This window comes from Halomonas sp. N3-2A (assembly GCF_002216165.1).
Taxonomy (GTDB): Bacteria; Pseudomonadota; Gammaproteobacteria; order Pseudomonadales; family Halomonadaceae; genus Vreelandella.
Map to the genome: position 1 here is coordinate 1,089,153 of NZ_CP022286.1, position 24,241 is coordinate 1,113,393.

General features: G+C 51.4%; 19 protein-coding genes. 15 read left to right on the plus strand and 4 right to left on the minus strand.

What is annotated here, in order from left to right:
• Positions 1-13: 13 nt before the first annotated feature.
• The 3 genes from CEK60_RS05060 to lipB all read left to right on the plus strand — a co-directional run bounded on the left by CEK60_RS05060 (position 14) and on the right by lipB (position 2,309).
• A complete protein-coding gene (locus CEK60_RS05060; RefSeq protein WP_089038101.1) occupies positions 14-1,213 on the plus strand; it encodes a D-alanyl-D-alanine carboxypeptidase family protein in 1,200 nt (399 codons plus the stop codon).
• A 122-nt stretch (positions 1,214-1,335) separates the two neighbouring features.
• Positions 1,336-1,647, plus strand: coding sequence for an HP0495 family protein (locus tag CEK60_RS05065; protein WP_089038102.1), 312 nt, complete (start codon positions 1,336-1,338; stop codon positions 1,645-1,647).
• A 2-nt stretch (positions 1,648-1,649) separates the two neighbouring features.
• The gene (lipB, locus tag CEK60_RS05070; RefSeq protein ID WP_089038103.1) at positions 1,650-2,309 is read left to right on the plus strand and encodes a lipoyl(octanoyl) transferase LipB; all 660 of its coding nucleotides are present in this window, start codon (positions 1,650-1,652) and stop codon (positions 2,307-2,309) included.
• 114 nt (positions 2,310-2,423) lie between these two features.
• Here the strand turns inward: lipB and lipA are convergent, their stop codons facing one another.
• Both lipA and CEK60_RS05080 read right to left on the minus strand, forming a co-directional pair.
• On the minus strand, positions 2,424-3,482 hold the full coding sequence (gene lipA / locus CEK60_RS05075; protein WP_089038104.1) for a lipoyl synthase: 1,059 nt from the start codon (positions 3,480-3,482) through the stop codon (positions 2,424-2,426).
• 248 nt (positions 3,483-3,730) lie between these two features.
• On the minus strand, positions 3,731-4,717 hold the full coding sequence (locus CEK60_RS05080; protein WP_089038105.1) for a LysR family transcriptional regulator: 987 nt from the start codon (positions 4,715-4,717) through the stop codon (positions 3,731-3,733).
• Between the two features lie 228 nt (positions 4,718-4,945).
• Here CEK60_RS05080 and CEK60_RS05085 point away from each other — a divergent pair, with 228 nt between their 5' ends.
• From CEK60_RS05085 to CEK60_RS05110, 6 genes are all read left to right on the plus strand, one after another.
• Complete coding sequence (locus CEK60_RS05085) at positions 4,946-7,504, plus strand: DUF3141 domain-containing protein (RefSeq protein WP_089038106.1); 2,559 nt, start codon at positions 4,946-4,948, stop codon at positions 7,502-7,504.
• Between the two features lie 303 nt (positions 7,505-7,807).
• Positions 7,808-10,435, plus strand: coding sequence for a type I DNA topoisomerase (gene topA / locus CEK60_RS05090; protein WP_038483622.1), 2,628 nt, complete (start codon positions 7,808-7,810; stop codon positions 10,433-10,435).
• Positions 10,432-10,893, plus strand: coding sequence for a DUF6586 family protein (locus CEK60_RS05095; RefSeq protein WP_089038107.1), 462 nt, complete (start codon positions 10,432-10,434; stop codon positions 10,891-10,893). The genes topA and CEK60_RS05095 overlap by 4 nt, the downstream gene beginning before the upstream one ends.
• 53 nt (positions 10,894-10,946) lie before the next feature.
• A complete protein-coding gene (locus CEK60_RS05100) occupies positions 10,947-11,411 on the plus strand; it encodes a hypothetical protein (RefSeq protein ID WP_089038108.1) in 465 nt (154 codons plus the stop codon).
• Between the two features lie 174 nt (positions 11,412-11,585).
• Entirely contained in the window at positions 11,586-12,218 is a 633-nt protein-coding gene (locus CEK60_RS05105; RefSeq protein ID WP_089038109.1) for a L,D-transpeptidase family protein, read from the plus strand.
• Between the two features lie 222 nt (positions 12,219-12,440).
• On the plus strand, positions 12,441-12,704 hold the full coding sequence (locus tag CEK60_RS05110) for an Lpp/OprI family alanine-zipper lipoprotein (RefSeq protein WP_009723517.1): 264 nt from the start codon (positions 12,441-12,443) through the stop codon (positions 12,702-12,704).
• An 89-nt stretch (positions 12,705-12,793) separates the two neighbouring features.
• On the opposite strand, the gene CEK60_RS05115 is transcribed toward CEK60_RS05110, so the two are convergent.
• Complete coding sequence (locus CEK60_RS05115) at positions 12,794-13,921, minus strand: L,D-transpeptidase family protein (protein WP_089038110.1); 1,128 nt, start codon at positions 13,919-13,921, stop codon at positions 12,794-12,796.
• 106 nt (positions 13,922-14,027) lie between these two features.
• Positions 14,028-17,477: a transcription-repair coupling factor gene (gene mfd / locus CEK60_RS05120; protein WP_198361466.1), complete on the minus strand. Its 3,450-nt coding sequence runs from the start codon at positions 17,475-17,477 to the stop codon at positions 14,028-14,030.
• Positions 17,478-17,731: 254 nt separating this feature from the next.
• Here mfd and CEK60_RS05125 point away from each other — a divergent pair, with 254 nt between their 5' ends.
• From CEK60_RS05125 to nqrE, 6 genes are all read left to right on the plus strand, one after another.
• Positions 17,732-19,186, plus strand: a complete 1,455-nt coding sequence (locus CEK60_RS05125; protein ID WP_089038112.1) for a glyceraldehyde-3-phosphate dehydrogenase — start codon at positions 17,732-17,734, stop codon at positions 19,184-19,186.
• 317 nt (positions 19,187-19,503) lie between these two features.
• Positions 19,504-20,853, plus strand: a complete 1,350-nt coding sequence (locus CEK60_RS05130; protein ID WP_089038113.1) for a Na(+)-translocating NADH-quinone reductase subunit A — start codon at positions 19,504-19,506, stop codon at positions 20,851-20,853.
• Positions 20,853-22,079: an NADH:ubiquinone reductase (Na(+)-transporting) subunit B gene (locus CEK60_RS05135; RefSeq protein WP_089038114.1), complete on the plus strand. Its 1,227-nt coding sequence runs from the start codon at positions 20,853-20,855 to the stop codon at positions 22,077-22,079. The genes CEK60_RS05130 and CEK60_RS05135 overlap by 1 nt, the downstream gene beginning before the upstream one ends.
• Complete coding sequence (locus CEK60_RS05140; protein WP_089038115.1) at positions 22,079-22,900, plus strand: Na(+)-translocating NADH-quinone reductase subunit C; 822 nt, start codon at positions 22,079-22,081, stop codon at positions 22,898-22,900. The genes CEK60_RS05135 and CEK60_RS05140 overlap by 1 nt, the downstream gene beginning before the upstream one ends.
• Before the next feature lie 2 nt (positions 22,901-22,902).
• The gene (locus tag CEK60_RS05145; RefSeq protein WP_089038116.1) at positions 22,903-23,571 is read left to right on the plus strand and encodes an NADH:ubiquinone reductase (Na(+)-transporting) subunit D; all 669 of its coding nucleotides are present in this window, start codon (positions 22,903-22,905) and stop codon (positions 23,569-23,571) included.
• A gap of 1 nt (position 23,572) precedes the next feature.
• On the plus strand, positions 23,573-24,190 hold the full coding sequence (gene nqrE, locus CEK60_RS05150) for an NADH:ubiquinone reductase (Na(+)-transporting) subunit E (protein ID WP_009723509.1): 618 nt from the start codon (positions 23,573-23,575) through the stop codon (positions 24,188-24,190).
• Positions 24,191-24,241 lie beyond the last annotated feature (51 nt).

Sequence of the window (24,241 nt, forward strand, 5' to 3'; positions counted from 1 at the left end):
TGAGAAGTAAGAAATGAATGTATTGATGTCTATTCGCCGTACCGCAGGGCTTTGCTTGTTTGCGGTTTTTACCGTGGTGTCTTCGCCGGTCATGGCCCAGGTGATACCACAGCCGCAGACGATTATTCCTTCCGCTCCTCAGCTGGCGGCGAGCTCATGGATTCTAATGGATGCCAACAGCGGTCGCATTCTTGCTGAACATAATTCTGATGAACGCTTACCACCCGCCAGCCTGACTAAACTCATGACCGCCTATCTGGTCGAGCGTGAGTTAGATCGCGGTACAATTAGCTTGACGGATATGGTCAATATCAGTGAGAAAGCTTGGCGTACCGGCGGTTCCAAGATGTTCATTGAGGTAGGCGATCAAGTCTCGGTCGATAATTTGCTGCATGGCATCATTATTGTATCGGGTAACGATGCTAGCGTGGCAATGGCAGAGCACCTAGCGGGTGGTGAAGCGCCATTTGCTGATTTGATGAATCAGCATGCTACGCGCTTAGGGATGCACAATACGAATTTCCAAAATCCGACAGGTCTTCCTGGCGAGAATCACTACTCCACTGCTCGTGATATGGCACTGTTGTCACAGCATATTATTAATGATTACCCCGAACACTATACTATTTACTCTCAACGCAACTTCGCGTTTGGTGGTATCGATCAGACAAACCGTAACCGCTTGCTATGGCGTGACCCAAGTGTCGATGGTCTGAAAACCGGTTGGACAACGGAGGCGGGCTACTGTCTTGTCTCTTCGGCCGAGCGTGATGGCATGCGGCTAATTTCAGTCGTGATGGGTACTAATTCAGAAGAGGCAAGAGCGCAGGAAACGCAAAAGCTCCTTAGTTACGGTTTCCGCTTCTATGAAACGATGAAGCTCTATGAGCGTGGTGCGGTGCTTGCAACGCCACGAGTATGGGGGGGAGATATCAATGAACTGCGTGTTGGCGTTGACGGTGAAGTCTTTATGACGCTTCCGCGCAACCGTAACGAAGAGTTGCGTGCTCGCTTGAACCTGGATAGCGATCTTCAAGCGCCGATTGCCGTGGGTGATGATGTCGGTACGTTAGAAGTATATTTAGGCGAAGAAATGGTCGGCGAGCGCCAGCTAGTGGCGCTAGAAAGTGTTGAAGAGGGTGGCTTGTTTAAGCGGCTATTTGACCAAGTAAGGCGTTTCTTCAGTGGTTTGTTTAGTAGCTTTACTGATTAGTAGCTGTGAGCTTAAGCGCAGAATTTCTAATTTTTTTGCGCTTAAGCTATTAATCTTTTTAAGGCTTTACTGTATTCGTACCCTGAGCAAAAGTATCAATAAATTCCGTGTAAAGGTGAGCTATGAAAAAAGGCGCGAAAAATGGGCTAAGAGATTTACGTCAGCCTGAAGTAAACGAGCCACCTAAAATCACTTTTCCCTGCGATTACTCATTGAAAGTGGTTGGCGATGCCGCTGAGGATTTTCCAGCCTGCGTGTGCCAAGTGATTGTTAAACATTCCCCAGATTTTGATGAGACGTCACTTCAAGTCGTCGACAGCCGTAACGGCCGTTTTCAATCGGTGCGTGTCACTATTGTGGCCACTGGCGAACAGCAATTACGCCAGCTGTTCGATGATCTGAAGGCAACAGGTCGCGTACACATGGTGGTATAACCTTGGCTAGTCAACCTATTGAGCTGCATCAGCTTGGCCATCGTGCCTACTTGCCGGTGTGGAGCGCGATGCGCGAACTCACCGACACGCGGGACGAGACAACGCCTGATCAATTCTGGCTAGTTGAGCACGACCCCGTTTTTACTCAGGGCCAGGCGGGTAAGCCAGAGCATGTGTTAATGCCAGGTGATATCCCTGTCGTGAAAACGGATCGTGGGGGGCAGGTAACCTACCATGGCCCAGGCCAAATTGTCTTATATCCATTGCTGGACGTTCGTCGTGGCAAGATTGGTGTTCGTGAGTTAGTAACTGCGCTAGAAAATTCAGTGATTGACGTACTCGCTCTCTATGACGTGTCTGCCTGGGCGAAGCCAGATGCACCTGGCGTCTATGTTGATACGCAACAGGGCGAAGCGAAAATTGCCTCGCTAGGGTTACGAATTCGGCGGGGCGCAAGCTATCACGGGGTTGCGCTAAACGTAGACGGTGACTTATCCCCCTTCGGGCGCATCAATCCCTGTGGCTATGCAGGTATGCAAGTAACGCGATTGGCTGATTTAGTGGCGCTGCCTGCCGTTCATCAGGTGGGTGATCAACTAGCGTCTGCACTGGCCCAGCGGTTGGATCGGCAGTTGGTGGATGTGTCGTTTATCCAATCATGAGCGATCTGCACGCAAGGCACTGTTGTAACTGAGTTAGCTGTGCCAGTTGCGTGCAGATAGTGAGTGAATAGAGCTAGCGAAAATAGTCAATAAAAGGCCGCTAGCCTAGACGGTTTATCCGACGTTAAACGCAGGAATGCGGTTAGCGTCAGGCTCATGACCAGGAACCGCAGCAGGCGACGCGAGGCCCAAGTTGTTTTTCTCAAAAACACGGTCAGCGCGATAGCTAGAGCGAACCAGCGGCCCGGACGGCACTTCCATAAAGCCTTTTTCAAGGCCAAGCACGCGATAGCGATCAAACTCTTCTGGAGTGACCCAGCGCTCTACGGCTAGATGGTTTTTGGTTGGGCGCAAATATTGTCCAAGCGTCACGATATCAACGCCAATCTCTCTCAGGTCATCAAAGGTTTTAAGAATCTCTTCGTCTGTCTCACCTAATCCAAGCATCAAGCTTGTTTTGGTAATTATGTCTGGTCGATACTGTTTGGCATGCGCTAAGACATTCAGCGTTTTGCGATAACCTGCACGTGGGTCGCGTACTTTGCTGGTTAGTCGCTCTACCGTCTCTACGTTCTGTGCAAACACTTCCAAGCCCGAATCAACTACCCGCTCAATGGCGGCTTTATCAGCGTCAAAATCGGGTGTTAGAGCTTCTACAACCACTTCCGGCGTGCGGGATTTGATAGCTTTAATGCAGTTGGCGTAGTGCGTGGCGCCGCCGTCGTCCAAATCGTCTCGGTCAACGGAGGTCAATACGATGTAGCGCAGCCCCATCAGCTCGACTGATTTTGCCGTGTTCTCCGGCTCTTCTAGATCCAGCCAGCCTTTTGGGTTGCCTGTGTCCACTGCGCAGAAACGGCAGGCGCGTGTACATACAGACCCCATTAACATAATAGTGGCGGTGCCATTGCTCCAGCATTCGCCCATATTGGGGCAGTGCGACTCTGCACAAACAGTGCTAAGACGGTGCGTAGAAACATTCTTTTTGACGGCTTCGAAGCGTTCACCCCCAGGAATCTGTGCGCGCAACCATTTAGGTTTACGGTCAAGACTGGGGGACGCCTCATCTGACGACGTTTTACGTTGTTTCATGCCGTCTTTAATGACCGACATGCCATGCTCATTGCGGAATTTTTCGCCGCTAGGGACACGCGTTGTGGGGTTATTGCTCATAGGAAAGAGCCTCTCTACTGTGCGGCAGGCAATGCCCAAACGTCGTGGCGTCTAACCATATGCTGTGGCGATGGCGTTTAAATGCCATGGCGTTGACAGTTGGATCGCCTGCGCGAATACATGCCAAACCCTGAAGATTCTGAATGATACGTAGGTAGTAGGCTAATGTAACATATCTGTTGGTTAACAAGACACTAAGCCCCCTTCATCGAACCGCCAAACAGACAGTCCAACCAATCGATAGCCCACTATAGTGACAGTAAAGGTAGGCAGGAAACGCCGTGGCTAGGCAGTGGGCTAGAGGGGGCTTGGAAATACCGACGAAAATCTGGCAGGTGTTCCCGTGTAAAGCGTAAAAAAAGATCAGCGACTGGTGTCGGAAAATGATCGCGACGATACACCGTGCACCACGAGCGTCGAATGGGGAAGTTAGGTAAAGGGAGCGCGGATAGCAGCCCTTGCTCTAGTTCAAGTTGAACCGCCAAACGGGGCAAAACGGCAACGCCTAAATGGGCCATAACGCCTTGTTTAATGGCTTCATTAGTGCCTAATTCAATGCGGTGGGGAAGGCCGACTTCTTGGTCAACAGCCAGTTGCTCAAATGCGATACGTACCCCAGAACCTGGTTCACGCATCAATACATAATGGCGCGCAAAGTCGGCTAATGTGGGTGCTTCCATGTGAAGTAGTGGGTGGTCTGGCCATACGAGAGCGATGAGTTCATTTTCAAGAATGGGCATAACTACCAGGTCGTCGTCTTCAGGCACCATGGCCATAATCACAACATCATCTTTTTGTTCTGCCAGCCTTTCTAGCGCTTGACTGCGGTTGCATACCTTTAGACGAATGCGTACGTCGGGATAGCGTGCTCGAAACCGTGCTAGTAAATAAGGCACCACATATTGGGCTGAGGAGACTGCCGCGATGTTCAGCTCACCGCTAATGCTGCCATTAATCTCCGAGAGATTCATTTGCAGTCTAGAGAGCTGTCCGAAAATCTCGCGTGTGGAGAGCGCTAGGGTATCCGCGGCAGGTAGCACGTGAAGAGTTTTACCGGCATATTTAAACAGCGGCTGACCAACAGCGAGTTCTAACTGACGAATTTGTGCGCTAACCGCAGGTTGGGTAAGTCCTAGCTGCTCGGCTGCGCGCGAGTAGGAGCGCTGGCGGTGAACTGCCTGGAATACCTGTAATTGTCGGAAGGTCAAACGGTTGAGTAGTGTAAGGGATGACATAACAACCTCTAGGTATACACCCTCCGAAGATAGAAAGTGCCACAAAACAAAAAGTCTCAGCATTACGCTGGAAATGCTACCACTGATGTTGTGCGGCGTCTTTATGACAACAATGGTGAATTTGCAAAGGTAAGCATCGACGTTATGCAGCGAGTGGCCTAAACTATATTGCATTGCAGCATCAACGCTTCGGGACTGATGCTTTGCATCAACCCAATGGGAGAATTTATGAACTTTCTCGCTCATCCTTTGTTGCCTGGCAGCGCGCTGAAAAGCCTGTGGCCAGGAGCGTCTGATCAAATGGCTCCATTACCGGTCGGCGAGGCCTTTGCTAGCATGGTAGATCCGTTCGGATTCGGACGGGCTGCAGCGGGCTATTGGCGCGACAGTATTGAGCGTAGCGTCCTGTATTGGGATGTTATGCGCGAACGCGGAAATCAATATCTTGAGCATATGGAGCAAACCAAGCCGAACGTGCTTGGATTTGATACAGAGGTGCTCATGGATGGTCGCACGCTTCCCCATCCAACCAATTATGAGCTGCTGAGAGTTCTTCCCCCCAGCCATATTCAGATTGACCCTGAGAAACGACCGTTTGTTGTCGTGGACCCCAGAGCAGGTCATGGCCCTGGTATCGGCGGGTTCAAGCCTGATAGCGAGCTTGGGGTTGCTCTAAAGGCTGGTCACCCTTGCTATTTTATTGGTTTTTTGCCTTTTCCTGAACCAGGGCAAACCGTTGAGGATGTGGTAGAAGCGGAAATTGCGTTTTTGCGTCATGTTATCGCTCTGCACCCAGAAACAGCTGAAAAACCAATGGTGGTGGGGAACTGTCAGGCGGGTTGGCAAATAATGATGGCTGCAGCACTTGAGCCGGATGTGTTTGGTCCGATTCTTATTGCCGGTGCGCCGCTTTCTTACTGGGCCGGGGAACACGGTAAAGCGCCTATGCGCTATACCGGTGGTATGACCGGTGGAAGCTGGATTACTGCTTTAACGAGTGACATTGGTAACGGCCTGTTTGATGGTGCTTGGCTAGTACAGAACTTCGAGCGTCTCAATCCAGCCAATACCTACTGGAAAAAGCAGTACCATCTGTATGACAACATTGATACCGAATCCAAGCGCTATTTAGAGTTCGAGCGCTGGTGGGGCGGTCACGTTGTGTTAGGTGGCCAAGAGATCCAATATATTGTCGATAACCTATTTGTTGGTAATCGTCTCTCGACGGCCCAACTGGTGACTCGCGATGGTCGCCGTATTGATCTTCGCAATGTGCGCTCACCTGTTGTCGTATTCTGCTCGCGTGGTGACGACATAACGCCGCCGCCTCAGGCGCTGGGTTGGATTCGTGATTTATACGAAGGCGAAGAAGATATCATCGCCAACGAGCAGACGATCGTGTACTGCATGCACGACACAACAGGGCACTTAGGGATTTTTGTTTCCGGTAGTGTGTCGCGCAAAGAGCATGCTGAGTTCACGGCCAACATGGACTATATCGATGTTATGCCGCCCGGGCTGTATGAGACAACGGTCTCGCATGTCAGCGAGCGAGATGATGCGGAGTTACTTGAGCGTGATTATTTGCTTGAGTTCACATCGCGTAACTTTGAGGAGCTGGATCAGGATGTAATGCATATCCCAGAGGATGATCGTCGCTTTGCAACGGTTGCACGTATTTCCGAGATCAACCTTGGTTTCTATCGGTTATACGTTCAACCCTGGGTGCAGGCCATGATGACGCCAGAAGCGGCACGCTGGATTCGTCGTATGCATCCTATCCGGTTAGGCTACAAGCTTCTATCTGATCGTAATCCGCTGACAGTTCCGCTGCCGGTGATGGCTGAAGCAGTACGCAGCAATCGTCAGCAAGTGGGTCAAGATAATGTTTTCAAAGCATTAGAAACGATGTGCTCCGATCAAATCGTCGCCAATCTCAATGCCGTGCGAGATTTGCGCGATAGCACGACGGAAAGGCTGTTTATGGACATTTACGGACAGCCTCTATTGCAAGCAGCGGTAGGTTTGCATGGTGATGCGCATGTGCATCGTCGTCGTCCTGGAGCCGAGCCAGAGCATCAGCGTTTTGTTGAAAACCGCAAAAATGAGCTGCGCAATAAAATAGCCCAGGGTGGCGCTCACGAAGCAGTCATGCGCTCAGTTATCTATGTGTTAGGCGGAGCGCCAGCGACAGATGAACGCAATTTCAAACGGTTACGTGCTTCCCGTGCTGAACTAGAGCCTAGTTCAACGTTGAGTGAATTTAAGCGTTTGGTACGCGATCAGTTCTTTATCCTGAAATTAGATCGTGAGCGAGCGCTATCGTCATTGCCCGAGCTGTTAAAAGGGCAAAGCAGCAGTGACATCGACGGATATATTGAGCACCTTATGCATGTGTTCGCCGCGAGCGGTGAATTATCCGAGCACGCAGCAGAGCGTTTTGAACAGGTGAAGACGCTATTTGATCAAGCAAGGCCGCCGAAAGCCGCTCAACCAAAAGCTACTCAGCCAAAAGTCGTGAGCGCACCCGCTACTGACACTAAGCAAGCAGGTGACCAAGGGGCGGCTATTGATACGCAAACCGCTGCAAGCTCTCCAGCTGAAAGCGTGGTGACAGAAGCTGAAAGCGTGTCGACAGAGACAGCATCGACGGAAAAGGAGGCTACCCAACGCGCATCTACCGAAACGGTGCCTGCTACTAATAATGTAGCAGCAGATGCAGCTAAAGCAGCAAGCAAGCCTCGACCAAAAGCGGCATCGCGTAGGAAACCACCGCGCAAGCGCTAAGTGTTGTAACGTTTGTCTACGCCCCTGTTTTGATACAGGGGCGTTTTTTTGTTTCCGTATTTTGGGTTGCCGTCTGCGTATTGGCAGTCTAGTGTCTAGCTACTTCATTATGAAAAATAGTACGGATAGACACCTTGCGCTTCAGCATTAGTTTGTTACTTATGCGTCGGTTGTTACTGGCGCTTGTTGCAGGCCTGGGGTAGGGTAGGCGCATTTTTCTCATGGTCGTCAAGTGGTAACAACAGGCGACAACGTATTCAGAGCATGGGCGATAGCGCCTGAGCATTAGGAAAGTGGAGCACTATGGGCAAGTCACTGGTCATCGTCGAGTCGCCTGCGAAAGCGAAGACGATCAATAAGTATCTCGGCAACGATTTCATCGTAAAGTCGAGCGTGGGTCACATCCGTGACCTGCCGACCAGCGGCTCAGGTAAGGCAGCCTCCGACCCGAAGGAGCGCGCTCGCCAGGCTGCGGCAACACGCAAGATGTCGGCGGAAGAGAAAGCAGAGTACAAAAAACGTAAGGCTCATGATCAGTTAATTCGGCGGATGGGCATCGACCCGGATAACGGCTGGGAAGCGCGCTATGAGGTGCTCCCGGGTAAGGAAAAAGTCGTCGCTGAATTAAAGAAGCTGGCTGAAAAAGCTGATGCTGTTTATCTCGCAACGGATTTGGACCGCGAAGGGGAAGCAATTGCCTGGCATTTGCGCGAGACGATTGGTGGTGATAACAGTCGCTATAAGCGCGTTGTATTTAATGAAATAACCAAAAATGCCATTCAGGATGCGTTTAAGTCGCCAGGGGCGCTAAATATTCCCCGAGTGGAAGCGCAGCAGGCGCGCCGCTTCTTGGACCGCGTTGTTGGTTTTATGCTTTCACCGTTGCTGTGGGCCAAGATTGCCCGGGGCTTATCAGCAGGTCGTGTTCAATCTGTCGCGGTTCGCCTGATCGTTGAGCGTGAACGAGAAATTCGTGCGTTTATTCCTGAGGAGTTTTGGGATGTGCATGCAGATCTCGCTTCCCCGGATGGCGAGCTGGTTAGATTTGCGTTGGTGCGTCAGGATGGTAAGCCCTTCCGTCCTACCTCTGAAAAGGACACGCTGGCACGCATTGAGCAACTGCGCAAAGCCAAGCTTGCGATTACCTCCCGTGAAGACAAGCCGACGAGCTCCAAGCCTACCGCGCCGTTTATTACCTCAACACTGCAGCAGGCTGCCAGCGGCCGGTTAGGGTTCTCTGTTAAGAAAACCATGACCATGGCTCAGCGCCTCTACGAGGCCGGCTACATTACCTACATGCGTACCGACTCCACCAATCTTTCAAAGGATGCGGTAGAGAGTGTTCGCTCGTTTATTGGTGATGAGTACGGAGCACGCTATTTACCAGACTCTGCTAACCGTTACAGCAGCAAGGAGAGCGCCCAAGAAGCCCACGAGGCGATCAGGCCCTCTAGCGTTGAGCGCAAGGCCAGTGACCTCTCTGGAATGGAGCGTGATGCAGAGCGTCTCTACGAGCTGATTTGGCGTCAATTTGTGGCCTGTCAGATGACGCCTGCTGAGTACCTTTCCAGCACGCTGAGTGTTGAGGTTGATGGCTACGACTTGCGCGCCAAAGGGCGAGTGCTCAAGTTTGATGGTTACACGCGGGTGATGAAGCCATCAGGTAAAAATGAAGACCAAAGCCTGCCTGATTTGCCGAAGGGCACGGCGATGGCGCTTGAAAAGCTTGATCCCCAGCAGCACTTTACAAAACCGGCCCCGCGTTATACGGAAGCCAGCTTAGTAAAAGAGCTCGAGAAGCAGGGCATTGGCCGTCCTTCTACCTATGCTGCCATCATTTCCACGATTCAGGATCGTGGTTACGTGAAGCTGGAAAGTCGCCGTTTTTATGCTGAAAAATTGGGTGATATTGTCACCGAACGGCTGAAAGAGTCTTTCCCCGATTTGATGGATTATTCGTTCACGGCTCGAATGGAAGATAGCCTGGATGAAGTTGCGGAAGGTGAGCGTAACTGGCAAGCCTTGCTGGATGCTTTCTATGGTGAATTCAGCCAGGAGCTTAGCAAAGCCGAAAGCGACGAAGGAATGCGCCCTAATCAGCCGGTTCCTACGGATATTGACTGCCCAAGTTGCGGTCGCAAAATGCAAATTCGGACGGCTTCCACCGGTGTGTTCTTGGGTTGCAGTGGTTATAACTTGCCGCCCAAAGAGCGCTGTAAAACCACCATTGATTTAATTCCTGGTGAAGAAGCTGTTGCCGAAGATGCAGGCGAAGAAGCAGAAACCAACGCACTCCGTGCCAAGCGTCGTTGCCAGAAGTGCGGAACCGCCATGGATAACTATCTCATCGATGAGGGTCGCAAACTGCATATTTGCGGCAATAGCCCTGATTGTGATGGTTATGAGGTGGAAGCGGGCAAGTTCAAAATCAAAGGCTACGACGGCCCCATTATCGAATGCGATAAGTGTGGTTCTGAGATGCAGCTTAAGTCAGGTCGATTTGGCAAATATTTCGGCTGCACCAACAGCGAGTGTAAAAACACCCGCAAGTTGCTTCGTAGTGGTGAAGTGGCACCGCCCAAAATGGACCCCATTCCGATGCCGGAGCTGGCCTGCCAAAAGGTAGAGGATCACTACGTACTGCGCGATGGTGCCAGCGGCTTGTTCTTAGCGGCCAGCAAGTTCCCTAAAAACCGTGAAACTCGTCCACCGCTGGTAAAAGAGTTAAAAGCCCACGCCGACGAACTACCGGAAAAGTATCACTTTATCTTAAAGGCGCCCAGCGAAGACCCGGATGGCCGTCCTGCGCAAATTCGCTATTCACGGAAAAATAAAGAGCAGTACGTGATGACCGATGAAGAAGGCAAAGCAACCGGCTGGAAAGCCACGTTTGAGGCGGGTAAATGGCACGTGGAGGATAAGCGCAAGTGAGCCCACGTTCTCGTACCAACCAACTGCTTTATCAAGCTGAGCTTTTGGTTGGTCTTCCAACAGGTAATGACGAGCATGCTCAGGCTCGTCAAATGGCGATTGAAGAGAGCGCCTTGGCGCTCTTTGAGCTGGCATTAAACTCGCTGCTCAAAGAAGTGACCGAGCATGCGCGTCTTAACGAGCATGGCTGGCAAGTGCTCCTTAATGAGAAGGGCCCTGCCGTTGCTGAGCTGCAGCGCTTAAGAGATATGCTGCAGCAGCCGGATAGCTGGTTGCACTGGCTGGTGGGGCAAATTGAGAAGCTGCACAGTGACGAGGGGGCAAGTAAGCGCGCAGTGCAGAACCCCTCAATGATCGCTGTCGGCGGCCAGGTGAGTGTTGCTGAGCAGCTGTTAACTAACCTTCATGCTGCAAAACGCGATATTGCAGCGCTACGTGAAACTAGCCAAGAGTGGTAGTTATAACGTCAAACGTATTGCCTAGAGAGAGTGAGTCGCAAGAGGAGATATAGATGCGCTATAACCAAGTCAAAGACTTCGTTGAATGGGCCGCGGATTATCATGGGCGCATGGCGCGTCAGTATCGTGCCGCAGCCGATTCAAGTGACCATCAACGTCTTGCCATGGCGTTAACGTATTTAGCCGACAGCGAGCTCCGGATGAAGACTGGGCTAGAGGCGCTTTTTAGTGATGGCTTTAATCATAAAGAAGTGTTGGAAATATGGTTTGATGATCCTAATGACTTTCCTCAGCCTCCAGTGCTTGAGGCGCTTGCGCAACAAACGATAGCAGACTCAATTGATGAACTAACTCGCGTAGCGGTTGAGTCGCATCGCAAGCTACAGGACCTCTATGAGCACCGTGCATCACGGGCAAAAATAGAGCCAGAGGAAACTTTTTTTAACGCCTTGGCAGAAGGGCATCATGCTGAAGCGCGCAAGCTAGTAACGAGTATGCAAGAATTCGAAGATATCTAGGCGGGTATGTGAAGTGATTTAGCTACCGTTTAATAAGGGCGCGGTTGCCATATTGGCGCACTGGCTTGTTTTTTGGCTTTTTTGAAAGCACTGACATTTGGTGTGAGAATAAGGTATAACAACCGCCACAAATGCTTTGTTGGCTGGTGATGCTGGCCTATATAGAGAACGATAATGATGCCTGTAAACCGTCGCCGTTTTTTAGCGTTGGCGCTGGGCTGGCCTGCTGTGGCCAGTGCAGCGACTTCCGGTAGCTTAAATAATTATGAGCCCACAGATCTGGTTGAGACGCTGCTTTCGCGTGCGAGTATCCCGCGTCACAGCAATGAACTATGGGTGTTAATTGATGACAAAGACGCCACGTTGAGTGTCTACCGTGGTAATGCGTTGGTTGAGCACTACGCGCCCATATCCCTTGGGCGAGGTGGGGCGAAAACCCAACGGATTCGCGGTGATAACGTGACACCGCTTGGCGAGTTTCGAATTAATCGATTTAATTACGAAAGTCAGTGGCATATCTTTATTGGTATCGATTATCCTACGCCACCTCATGCGAGGATGGCGCTCGAAAAAGGCATTTACTCCCAAGCGGATTATGATGCTTATTTTGATCACTATCAGCGCCACGGCTCACCACCGCAGAATACGGCATTAGGCGGTGCCATTGGTATACATGGTATTGGTGAGGGTGATCCAGATATTCATGGCCGGTTCCATTGGACTCAGGGTTGTGTTGCTGTCACCAACGAGCAAATTGAGCGCGTTGCGTCGCTGGTAGGTGTTGGCACTCGCGTAGTGATCCGATAGGCTATGCTGTTGAAGGAAGTTAAAGGTTTTAAATACGTGGCTATAGACAACCGCTGTGGTCTATTATAAAACAGCGTTTGACTTGCGTGCATTGGTGTAATGCCATGGTACAAGTCGCTGTAAAGAACCTGCACCGCAGGTAGACAAAATTGAGCTAACGCTTTAGCCTTAAATTTGTCATACCCTTAACGTTGTACCCAAGGAAGACTCAAGGAGAACATTATGACTCTGAAGACTGCTCTGAAGATGACTGCCGCTGCCGCTTCACTGGCAATCCTGGCTGGCTGTGCTTCTACCAGCGCCCTGGAAGAAGTTCGCATGACTGCTGAATCTGCACAGGCTGATGCCGCAGAAGCACGCAGCATGGCTTCACAAGCAATGAACACTGCTAACCAAGCTCAGCGCGATGCGCAAGCTGCTCTGCAGATGTCTCAGCAGAACCGTGAAGAAATGAACCGCATGTTCCAGCGTTCCATGCAGAAGTAATTCTGCCTGGGCTCTAAGTGTTAAAACTTAGGGTTGCTGTAGATGTAAAAAAACCCCGCCTCGGCGGGGTTTTTTTATTTTGACTAAGGTTATGCCTCTTCCTCGGCTTGTGTCGCTGTTGTGAGCTCAATTTCTTCGAATAATCCATCAAGCTCCACAGGCTCTTCTTCAGCAGGGGCTGGCGCTGGTGCTTGAGGGCCATACAGCGCTATAAGGCGACCATCCGGATTTTCTACTGCTAGTTTTACCTGGGCATAGTCAACTTCTGCTTGGTCTTCAGCCAGTTCGCTTACTCGTTCGATGGCATTAAGCAGTGGCTCAAAATCGCCAACGTTTTCTTCAAGCTGAGGGTAAGACTGCACAAACAGTGTGCCGTCCGCTGCCCAGCCTGCTTTAAACGGTGCATCCATCAAGTTGACTTGAGTGCCGGTAGGCATGCGCTCGTAGAGCGATTTGATATCTTCGGGGAACATGCGGATGCAGCCGCGGCTGACCCGCATGCCCACGCCTTCAGGGCGGTTGGTACCATGAATCAGGTAGCTAGGCATCGCCAGCAATATAGCGTGACGACCCAGTGGGTTGTTGGGGCCAGCAGGCACAATAGACGGGGCTGGCTCGCCACGTGCAGCTGCTTCACGACGCATAGAGGCTGGCGGCGCCCAGGCAGGATCTTTTACCTTTACGGTCGTGCGGGTAATGCCGACCGGTGTGGCAAATTCCTCACGGCCAACACTGACAGGGTAGGTTTCAACAATGCCGGGGTTGTCAGCCGGATAATAATAGAGTCGCAGTTCAGACAAATTTACGACCACGCCTTCGCGGGGTGCAGGCGGTAAAATATAGCGCGCAGGTATAACGATTTCTGTGCCTTCCCCAGGTACCCACATGCTGACGCCTGGGTTGGCCATACGAATTTCTTCGTAGCCAATGTTATGGCGTCGCGCGATATCGATGAGTGTGTCTTCAGGATCTTCTACGACGACGGTGTAGTGTTCTCCAATAATGTCGCCTTCTTCAGGAAGACGAAAATGGCCGCGGGGTAGTTCTCTTTGCTCAGCGAGCTGGTCAGCGCTGGTAAGCACCTCTTCTGTAGCAGGGGTTGAGCCTTCAGCTGTATCGGCTGAGGGCTGTGCATAAATAGGGGTAGAGAGGCTTGCTGTAAGTAAGACAGCTAAGCTCGTTGGGCCCCAGGCGTTATATAGCTTACGAATGTTCATGGTGGTTCCTAATTAATTTATGCGCCACATTGCTGCAAACTAGCATTGTCATGGGCGGCAGTTAGAGGGCCGTGCGTAGGGCTTTCATACAAGTTTGCCCCAAGGTTCACGCCGCCGCTACTTTTTGATTGAGTGTTGTAAGCAGAGCTTCGACTTTATCAAAACGCTGTTCGGTAGTTTCCATTGGGAATTCAAACCGTAAAGTGTCTGAGCCATCCAGTCGGTAGTGCTGTGGCGATTTTTGAATGAGTGTCACAAGTGTTAATGGATCGACCTGGGTAGAGCCGTTGAAAAGTACTCGTCCACGGTTTTCACCGGCTTCAATGCGCGCGACACCTAGTTGTTCAGCGCGGTGGCGAAGCCTAGTCTGGCGTATCAGGTTCTTCAAGGGCTGAGGAAGGAGTCCAAAGCGATCAATAAGCTCGACTTGTAGCTCCTTAAGTTCAGCGTCGCTCTGGGTGTTGGCGATACGTTTATACATCACCAGGCGCTGTTGTACGTCGTGAATATAGTCATCTGGAATCAATGCTGGCAGATTGAGGCTAATCTCGACACCGGTGTTGAAGGGGGCGTCAATGTTAGGCGTTTTGCCCGCACGAATAGCCTTCACCGCGCGATCCAGCATCTCCATGTAAAGCGTGTAGCCGATGGTTTCCATTTGGCCGCTCTGCTCGTCGCCCAGGAGCTCGCCTGCGCCACGTATCTCCATGTCGTGACTTGCTAAGGTGAAACCAGCACCGAGATCATCGGAGGCGCTAATCGCTTCCAGGCGCTTTACGGCATCTCGTGTCATTGCCTTGGGGGGCGGTGTTAGTAGGTAAGCATATGCTTGGTGGTGGCTGCGTCCAACGCGGCCACGCAGTTGGTGTAGCTGGGCCAAGCCAAACTTATCGGCGCGCTCAATCAGAATCGTGTTGGCGCTGGGCACGTCAATGCCCGTTTCGATAATGGTAGAGCACACTAGTACATTGAAGCGACGATGATAGAAGTCTGACATGACTCGCTCAAGGCTGCGCTCGGGTAATTGGCCGTGAGCAACAGCAACCCGTGCCTCTGGCACCAGTTCACGAATCTGTTCAGCAGCATTTTCAATCGTTTTGACTTCATTGTGCAAAAAGTAGACTTGTCCGCCGCGTAATATTTCACGCAGCAGGGCTTCTTTAATGACGCTGCTGTCTCGCTGTTGCACAAACGTTTTGACCGATAAGCGCCGCGCGGGTGGAGTGGCAATAATCGAAAGATCTCGGATACCGCTCATGGCCATATTCAAGGTGCGCGGAATCGGTGTTGCCGTTAGCGTCAGAATGTCGATTTCGGCGCGCAGCGTTTTGAGTTTCTCTTTCTGTGCGACCCCAAAGCGGTGCTCTTCGTCGATAATTAAAAGCCCCATTTTGGGCAGCTCAACGCTTTTAGACAGCAGCTTATGGGTGCCGATTACGATGTCGGTTTGGCCATTTTTGATGCTTTCCAAGGTTTGCGTCATTTCCTTGCCGCCTGTGAAGCGCGAAATAAGACTAATATTCACAGCGGTGTCGGCAAAGCGGTCGCGGAAGTTTTCAAAGTGCTGGCGGGCTAACAGCGTGGTGGGCACAAGCACCACTACTTGGCGACCGGTTTGAACGGCCAGGAATGCAGCACGCATGGCGACTTCGGTCTTGCCAAAGCCTACATCGCCACAAACGACGCGATCCATTGGCTGAGGAGAGATCATGTCGCTTATAACTGCTTCAATGGCTGCCTGCTGGTCAGGGGTTTCTTCAAATGGGAAGCTGGCAGAGAAGCGAACGTATTCATCGCCCGGCGTATCATAAATGAAGCCTTCCTGAGCCTCCCGCCGGGCGTAGATGTCGAGTAGCTCAGCGGCAGTGTCTCGGATTTTCTCAGCCGCTTTACGGCGTGCCTTTTCCCACTGATCTGAGCCTAACCGATGCAGCGGAGCGAGTTCGTCATCAGCGCCGCTATAGCGAGAAATAAGATGCAGGCTATCGACCGGGACATAAAGCTTGGCACCGTCGGCATATGAAAGCGCCAGGAATTCGTTAGCTTGACCGCCAGCTTCAAGGGTTTCCAACCCCAAGTAGCGGCCGACGCCATGTGCTTGGTGAACAACTGGTGCGCCTTCTCGTAGCTCAGATAAATGGCGCACGGCCAATTCGTTGTCGTCGGTCGCTTTTTCTCGCCGCCGGCTCTGGCGCACGACATCGCCAAAGAGTTCGGTCTCGCTGATCACCGCGACATTCGGTTCGGTAAGCCACAAGCCGCTGCCTACCAAGCTTTCAGTAATGGCTATGCGGTCAGTGCTGCTTAAAAAGTCTTGGAAGCTATCAATATGGGGCAGGCTTAATTTAAGCGGCGCCAACACTTCTTCTAACGCTTCTCTGCGTCCCCGTGACTCGGCAACAAACAGTACCCGCGTAGCTTGCTGCGCATCCAGAAAGCTAGCCAGTTCGTTAAGGGGTTGCTTGGCGCGAGCGTTAATTGCCAGCGAGGGTAGCGCTTGGGCTTTCGGCGCCAGGGCATGGCGTTGCGTGTTGTCTTTGGTTAGTTCGATTCGGGGGCGAGCTTTGATCGCCGAAAAAACGTCATTAACGGGAATGAACGCGCGAAGCGGTGGTAAAAGGGGGCGTGTTGGGTCAACACCCAAATTCTCGTAGCGTGATTCAATAGACTGCCAGTGCTGCTCAGCTGCTTCGAATACACCTGGCAGCAGTGCTACACGGGTGTCATCGGTAACGTGCTCAAATAAAGAAGCGGTTTCGTCGAAGAACAGTGGCAAATATTGTTCCAAGCCCGGGGAGGGGATGGCTTTCAGTGCGTCGTTATAGAGAGGGCACTGGCGCGGATCAACATCAAAAAGCGTTTCAAACTGTTCCCGGAAGCAAGCAGTGGCGCTGCGGCTGAGTGAGTACTCATGAGCTGGGAGTAGCTCAATCACATCGACTTTATGGGTAGAGCGCTGATTGCCAGGGTCGAAATGGCGTAATGTATCGATTTCGTCATCAAACAAATCGATACGAATTGGCTCATCCATACCCATGGCGAAAAGGTCGATGATTGCGCCGCGCATGGCGTATTCGCCAGGCTCGTAGACCGTTTCTACGGCACGATAACCTGCCCGCGATAGCGATTCGCGAAATGTTTCCCGATTTAGTTTGGCGCCCGCTTTTAGCGTCATCACGCGCCCAGCGATGTATGATACGGGGGGCAAGCGCTGCATCAGCGTATTGATTGGCACCAGCACAATGCCGCGTACGCCATCCTGCAGTAAGCGCAGCGTGCGTAGGCGTGACGAGATAATATCCTGGTGCGGGGAGAAGCTGTCATAAGGCAGCGTTTCCCAATCTGGAAAGGGCAGGACGGGAACATTGCTATAGAATGCCAGATCCTGTTCCAGGCGCTGTGCGCTGGCAGTATTCGGCGTAATAACCAATAATGGTGCGCTTAACGCGACCTGAGCCAGCGCCAGGGCAGTTGCACTGCCCGGCGGCGCTGTTAGGTAGAGCGTGTCGCGAATCCCTTTGGGCTGGGGCGGTTCGAGCAGAGAAAAAGAGGACATAGTCACGGTATCGTTTTGCGCTGAAACGGAATCTGGATCATACACGATCAGTACTTTCAGGCAGAGGCCTGCGCAAAGCAACCACTAGTAGTTAAGTAAGCCTTGTGGTTCCGATACACTATTGTGGTTTGTAGTCAATCCGCTTTTTCTGTAATACCCCTACATGTTGTGCGACTATCCATTCATTGCGGCATGTAGGTAAGCCCAGGATAATGTTCTAAGAAATTTCTTTTCACTACCCAATGAGGCCGCACGTGAGTCAGCAAGCTCTCGAAAACGTTTTTCAGGAATGGCAAAGCAACGAAGCTCTGGCTGAGCAAATGATTCCACTGGTGGGCCAGCTGTATCGCCAAAACAATGTTGTCGCCACTATGTTCGGTCGCTCCCTGATTAAGCGGTCAGTCATTCGCATCCTCAAAGATCACCGCTTTGTACGCAAAATTGAAGGCACTGAGCTATCTGTTGAAGATACGTTCCCCATCGTAAAAGCGATGAGCGAGATGAACCTCGGGCCTGCTCATGTTGACGTTGGTAAGCTGGCCGTTAACTTTAAGCGCCAGGGTGGTAGTGATCTTGATGCTTTCCTGCGTGAAGAGCTTGCTGAAATTATTGATGGCTTTCAGCCGAATGGCAGTAAAGGCGAGCCTCAAGATGTAGTGCTTTATGGCTTTGGCCGTATTGGTCGTTTGCTGGCGCGAGTAATGGTCGAAAAAGCGGGCGGCGGTAATCTGTTGCGCTTGCGGGCCATTGTTGTGCGTGGCCGCGGCGATGTGGCAAAAGACCTTGAGAAGCGTGCCAGCCTACTGCGTCGTGATTCGGTACATGGGCCTTTCGATGGCACGATTACCGTCGACGTTGAAGCGCGTACACTGATTGTCAATGGTAATGTGATTCAGGTTATTTACGCCGATTCACCGAGTGAAATTGATTACACTGTCTACGGTATCGACAACGCTGTAATTGTTGATAACACCGGTATCTGGCGCGACGAGGCTGGCTTGGGTCAGCATCTTGAGTGCAAGGGTGCTAAGAAAGCATTGTTAACGGCTCCTGGCAAAGGCGATATCAAAAATATCGTATTCGGCATTAATCATGAAACGATTGGCGATAATGACCGTATTGTGTCGGCAGCGTCCTGTACTACCAACGCCATTGTGCCAGTGCTAAAAGCGCTAAATGATGAATATGGCGTAGTGACGGGGCATGTAGAGACCGTACACGCCTACACCAACGACCAAAACCTGATCGATAATTACCACAAAGGCGACCGTCGTGGACGTAGTGCGGCGCTGAATATGGTATTGACCGAAACAGGTGCAGCAAAAGCGGTCGCAAAAGCGCTACCTGAACTTGAAGGTAAGCTCACAGGTAACGCCATTCGCGTGCCTACGCCCAATGTTTCTATGGCTATTTTGAATTTAACCTTGGAAAAGGGCACCGATGCAGAGGCGTTGAACGATTACCTGCGTCGCGTATCGATTGATTCCTCCTACCAGAAGCAGATTGATTTCGTGGATTCAGCCGAAGTTGTATCGTCTGACTTTGTTGGCAATCGTCATGCGGGTATTGTCGATGCTAAAGCCACCATCGCAAACGGTAACCACGCCGTCGTTTATGTGTGGTATGACAATGAATTTGGCTATAGCTGCCAAGTTATTCGTATTCTTCAGCATATGTCTAATGTGAAGTTTTTGAAGCTGCCGCATTAAGCCGTTTGAGCATTAATGGCGTTTAAGCAGCAGTTAATGCGCTTTTAACCGCTAAGTTGTACCAAAAGCCACCTCCGGGTGGCTTTTTTGGTGTTGAAAGCGAGATCAGTTCAAGCGTCTATAGCACTTTAGGAGGCTGTCAGGGATGTGGTCATTGGCCGCGCTTATCTTTATAATACGATGGATTTTTCGGGGTGGTTCAAGCGTGCTTGAGCCTGACTGGTAACAATCTGAACAGACAATAAAAATTTACTGAACAGAAATAAGCATTCGAACCCCTTACCTTCGTATATCCGATCCATCAACTGGGCGAGACTATGATCGAAGTCAAAAAAGGCCTGGATCTCCCCATCACGGGAGCGCCCGAGCAGCGTATTGAAGATGCGCGGCCTGTGCGCCACGTGGCAATCCTGGGCACCGACTACGTTGGCATGAAGCCGACGATGGAAGTTCAGGAAGGGGATAAGGTCAAACTGGGCCAATTACTCTTCACCGATAAGAAAATTGATGGTGTACGCTTTACAGCGCCCGCCAGCGGTGAAGTCGTGGCTATTAACCGTGGCGAAAAGAGACGTCTGCTGTCTGTCGTTATTAAAGTCGATGAAAATGAAGAAGCGATGACATTTGCTTCTCATGATCGTGACGCTTTAGGGCAGCTTGAACGTCAATCTGTTGTTGATCAACTGGTTGAGTCAGGGCTTTGGACTGCTTTGCGCACCCGGCCTTTCTCTCGCACGCCAGCTATCGACAGCACACCTACCGATATTTTCGTTACTGCTGTGGATACTCATCCACTCAGCGCTGACCCTGCGGTAGTGATCAACGAAAACTCCCAGGCATTTGAAGACGGCCTCAAGGTGCTAACCCGCCTGACCGAGGGCAACGTTTTTCTGTGTACGGGTGCTAATGCTTCCATTCCTGGTGGTAATGTCAGCGGCGTAAAGACTGAGAGCTTTGCTGGCCCGCATCCGGCAGGTTTGGTAGGAACGCATATTCATTATCTTTCACCGGTAGCCCTGCACAAAAAAGTGTGGCACATCGGTTATCAGGATGTGATTGCGTTCGGCAAGCTGTTTGTAGAAGGCAAGCTTGATACAAGCCGTATTATTGCTGTCGGCGGCCCGCGTGCTGAAAATCCTCGTTTATTGCGCACCCGTATTGGTGCCAGTACGGAGGAGTTGTTAGCAGGTGAGGTCATCAAACCCGATGACACCCGTGTTATTTCAGGTTCTGTGTTCTCTGGTGCTTCCGCTGAAGGGAGTCTGACTTACTTGGGACGTTTCCATAACCAAGTAAGCTTGCTCGAGGAAGGTAACAAGCGCACCTTCTTGGGATGGATGTCTATGGGGGCTAATCGGCACTCAATCATGGGCATTTACATTTCTAAGATTAAAGGCCTGAGCAATTATGCACCAACCACGTCAACCAATGGCTCTGAACGTGCCATGGTACCGATCGGTGCATATGAAGCCATTATGCCTCTGGATGTTATGCCAACACAGCTGCTACGCACGCTGATCGTGGGTGACATTGAAGTTGCCATGCAACTTGGGTGTCTTGAGTTAGACGAAGAGGATTTGGCACTGTGTACCTATGTTTGCCCAGGCAAATACGAGTACGGCCCTATCCTGCGTGACAATCTCACCATGATCGAGAAAGAGGCCTGATGATGGGTATTCGACAAACACTCGATAATCTCGAGCCGCACTTCCATAAAGGTGGTAAGTACGAAAAGTTCTACCCGCTCTACGAAGCGGTAGATACTATTTTCTACTCGCCCCCCAGCGTTGCTAAAACCACCGCCCACGTGCGTGACGGTATCGATCTTAAGCGCATCATGATCACCGTTTGGCTGTGTACTTTCCCGGCGATGTTCTTCGGTATGTGGAACGCAGGCTGGCAGGCCAACACCGCCATTGATGCAGGCTATGCCTCAATGAACGGTTGGCGTGAAGCGATCATGATGACCCTGGCGGGTGGACATGATCCCAGCAGCTTATGGGCTAACTTTGTCCTTGGTGCGACCTACTTCCTGCCTATCTATCTTGTCACGTTTGCGGTGGGTGGTTTTTGGGAAGTACTGTTCGCAATCAAGCGTGGTCATGAGGTTAACGAAGGTTTCTTCGTAACGTCGGTACTGTTTGCGCTGATTCTGCCGGCGACAATTCCGCTTTGGCAGGTTGCTCTGGGTATCACCTTTGGTGTGGTAATCGGTAAAGAGATCTTCGGCGGCACGGGTAAAAACTTCTTGAACCCCGCGCTTACTGGCCGTGCGTTCCTTTACTTTGCCTATCCAGCGCAAATCTCAGGTGATGCCGTATGGGTAGCCGCTGATGGCTATACTGGTGCAACTGCGCTCTCCATGGCGTTCCAAGACGGTATGACAGCGCTGACTGATACCATGAGCTGGTGGGATGCTTTCCTTGGCTTTATCCCTGGTTCAGTGGGTGAGGTCTCGACACTGGCGATCTTCATTGGTGCGGCAGTACTGCTGTGGACGCGTATTGCATCATGGCGAATCATGCTGGGTGTTCTTCTGGGCATGGTCGTCACCAGTACGCTGTTTAATCTGATTGGTTCTGACAGCAACCCCATGTTTGCAATGCCCTGGTACTGGCATTTGGTGATTGGTGGCTTCGCTTTCGGCATGGTGTTTATGGCAACGGACCCGGTGTCTGCTTCCATGACTAACCAGGGGCGCTTGGTGTTTGGTGCGTTGATCGGTGTGATGACCGTTCTGATCCGTGTGGTAAACCCCGCCTTTCCTGAGGGCATCATGCTGGCCATTCTGTTCGCTAACTTATTTGCGCCGCTGATTGACCACATGTTCGTCCAGGCCAATATTAAACGCCGTCTCAAGCGGACTGGCGTAGCGGCCGAGGAGAATGCCTAATGGCACAAGGTAACAACTCCATCAAAAAGATCCTAACCGTAGCGTTTTCGCTGTGTATCGTGTGCTCGGTAATCGTTTCGACGGCTGCCGTTGCGCTGCGACCTATGCAGCAGCTCAACCAGGAATTGGATCGTAAAACCAACATTCTTAACGTGGCGGGTCTCTATGAGCCGGGCATGGATGTTGAGGAAGCGTTCAGCACGCAAATTACCGCACGTGTAGTTGAGCTGGATACCGGTGAGTACACCGATCAATTCGACCCAGCTACCTTCGATGGCTTTGAAGCCTCGAGTGATCCTGCAACGGGTCGTACGCTTTCCGGTGATCGCGACATTGCAGGCCTGTCTCGTGTTGAGAACTTCGCGACTGTTTATCTTGTCGGTGATGCTGAAAACCCCGAGCAGATTGTTCTGCCCATTCGTGGGCAAGGACTCTGGGGCCGTATGATGGGCTTCCTCGCGGTTGAAGGCGACGGTAACACTATCGTCAGTATCACTTACTACGACCATAGCGAAACGCCGGGTCTCGGTGCTGAGGTAAATAATCCGCGCTGGCAAGCTCAATGGGAAGGTAAGAAGATTTACGACGAAGAGGGCGACCTCTCACCGGAAATCCACCTGACCAAAGGTGGCGCAAGCAACGAGTACGAAGTTGATGCGCTTTCTGGTGCAACGCTAACCAGTAACGGCGTGACCAACATGCTGCAGTTCTGGTTCAGCGAAGAGGCTTTCGCTCCGTATTTGGCTAACTTCCGTAGTGGTACTGAACCAGAAGATGCCGAAGACACCGATACCGACTTCGACGACGTTGAGGGGGCTTGATCATGGCGGATGTAAATGCAAAAAGTGTTTTAACGGCGCCGATTTTTAAGAACAACCCCATTGCACTACAAATTTTGGGGATCTGTTCTGCTCTAGCGGTTACGACCAGCATGAGCGTATCGCTGGTAATGGCGCTAGCGGTTACTTTTGTAACGGCCTTTTCGAACTTGTTCGTATCGTTGATCCGGAACCATATTCCGTCTTCGATCCGTATCATTGTTCAAATGACCATTATTGCGTCGCTGGTTATCGTGGTTGACCAGATCCTCAAAGCTTACGCTTACGAAATGTCTAAGCAGCTGTCGGTCTTTGTGGGCCTGATCATCACCAACTGTATCGTAATGGGCCGTGCGGAAGGTTTTGCGATGTCCAATACGCCGAGCATGTCGTTCCTTGACGGTATCGGTAACGGCTTGGGCTACGGCTTAATCTTAATGATCGTTGGCTTCTTCCGTGAGTTGCTGGGTGCTGGCAGTATCTTTGGCTTTACCGTCCTACCAACAGTGCAAAATGGTGGTTGGTATGTGCCCAATGGTCTGCTGCTCCTGCCTCCCTCTGCCTTCTTTATTATCGGTTTACTGATCTGGGTTTTACGTTCAGTCAATCCTGAGCAGGTAGAAGAGAACGAGTTCAAAATGAAGCACAACACCAAGCCGAAGGAGGCCGTGTAACATGGAACACTATCTAAGCCTTTTCGTTGCTTCGGTTTTTGTTGAAAACTTGGCGCTGGCCTTCTTCTTAGGGATGTGTACATTCCTGGCGGTATCTAAGAAGGTTTCCGCTGCATTTGGCCTCGGGATTGCCGTTATTGTCGTACTGACAATCTCGGTTCCGGTCAACAATCTAGTGTTCAACCTGCTGCTGGCTGAAGGCGCTTTGTCTTGGACTGGCATAAGCGGTGCTGAAAACATCGATCTTTCATTCCTGGGTCTTCTGAGCTACATCGGCGTTATTGCCGCACTGGTTCAGATTCTGGAAATGTTCCTCGATAAATATGTTCCTGCGCTATACAACGCGCTGGGCGTATTCCTGCCGCTGATTACCGTTAACTGCGCCATCCTAGGTGGCGTACTGTTCATGGTTGAGCGTAACTACAACTTCGGTGAATCCGTAATCTACGGTTTCGGTTCTGGTGTTGGCTGGGCGCTTGCGATTACAGCGTTGGCTGGTATCCGTGAAAAGCTGAAGTATAGCGACGTGCCTGGCGGTCTTCAGGGTCTTGGCATCACGTTTATTACCGTTGGCTTAATGTCGTTGGGCTTTATGTCCTTCTCAGGCATTCAGCTTTAATCGGAGCCGGTTTTCTCGGCAGCTCAGGCTGCCGAGGTACAGAAAACCTTC

Bases quoted from the DNA above. Each gene is read 5' to 3' on its own strand.
- CEK60_RS05060 (WP_089038101.1), top strand. From the start codon at position 14: ATGAATGTATTGATGTCTATTCGCCGTACCGCAGGGCTTTGCTTGTTT.
- CEK60_RS05145 (WP_089038116.1), top strand. From the start codon at position 22,903: ATGGCGGATGTAAATGCAAAAAGTGTTTTAACGGCGCCGATTTTTAAG.
- CEK60_RS05105 (WP_089038109.1), top strand. From the start codon at position 11,586: ATGATGCCTGTAAACCGTCGCCGTTTTTTAGCGTTGGCGCTGGGCTGG.
- mfd (WP_198361466.1), bottom strand. From the start codon at position 17,477: ATGTCCTCTTTTTCTCTGCTCGAACCGCCCCAGCCCAAAGGGATTCGC.
- CEK60_RS05135 (WP_089038114.1), top strand. From the start codon at position 20,853: ATGATGGGTATTCGACAAACACTCGATAATCTCGAGCCGCACTTCCAT.
- CEK60_RS05065 (WP_089038102.1), top strand. From the start codon at position 1,336: ATGAAAAAAGGCGCGAAAAATGGGCTAAGAGATTTACGTCAGCCTGAA.
- CEK60_RS05130 (WP_089038113.1), top strand. From the start codon at position 19,504: ATGATCGAAGTCAAAAAAGGCCTGGATCTCCCCATCACGGGAGCGCCC.
- lipA (WP_089038104.1), bottom strand. From the start codon at position 3,482: ATGAGCAATAACCCCACAACGCGTGTCCCTAGCGGCGAAAAATTCCGC.
- topA (WP_038483622.1), top strand. From the start codon at position 7,808: ATGGGCAAGTCACTGGTCATCGTCGAGTCGCCTGCGAAAGCGAAGACG.
- CEK60_RS05100 (WP_089038108.1), top strand. From the start codon at position 10,947: ATGCGCTATAACCAAGTCAAAGACTTCGTTGAATGGGCCGCGGATTAT.
- CEK60_RS05110 (WP_009723517.1), top strand. From the start codon at position 12,441: ATGACTCTGAAGACTGCTCTGAAGATGACTGCCGCTGCCGCTTCACTG.
- CEK60_RS05085 (WP_089038106.1), top strand. From the start codon at position 4,946: ATGAACTTTCTCGCTCATCCTTTGTTGCCTGGCAGCGCGCTGAAAAGC.
- CEK60_RS05115 (WP_089038110.1), bottom strand. From the start codon at position 13,921: ATGAACATTCGTAAGCTATATAACGCCTGGGGCCCAACGAGCTTAGCT.
- CEK60_RS05140 (WP_089038115.1), top strand. From the start codon at position 22,079: ATGGCACAAGGTAACAACTCCATCAAAAAGATCCTAACCGTAGCGTTT.
- CEK60_RS05080 (WP_089038105.1), bottom strand. From the start codon at position 4,717: ATGTCATCCCTTACACTACTCAACCGTTTGACCTTCCGACAATTACAG.
- nqrE (WP_009723509.1), top strand. From the start codon at position 23,573: ATGGAACACTATCTAAGCCTTTTCGTTGCTTCGGTTTTTGTTGAAAAC.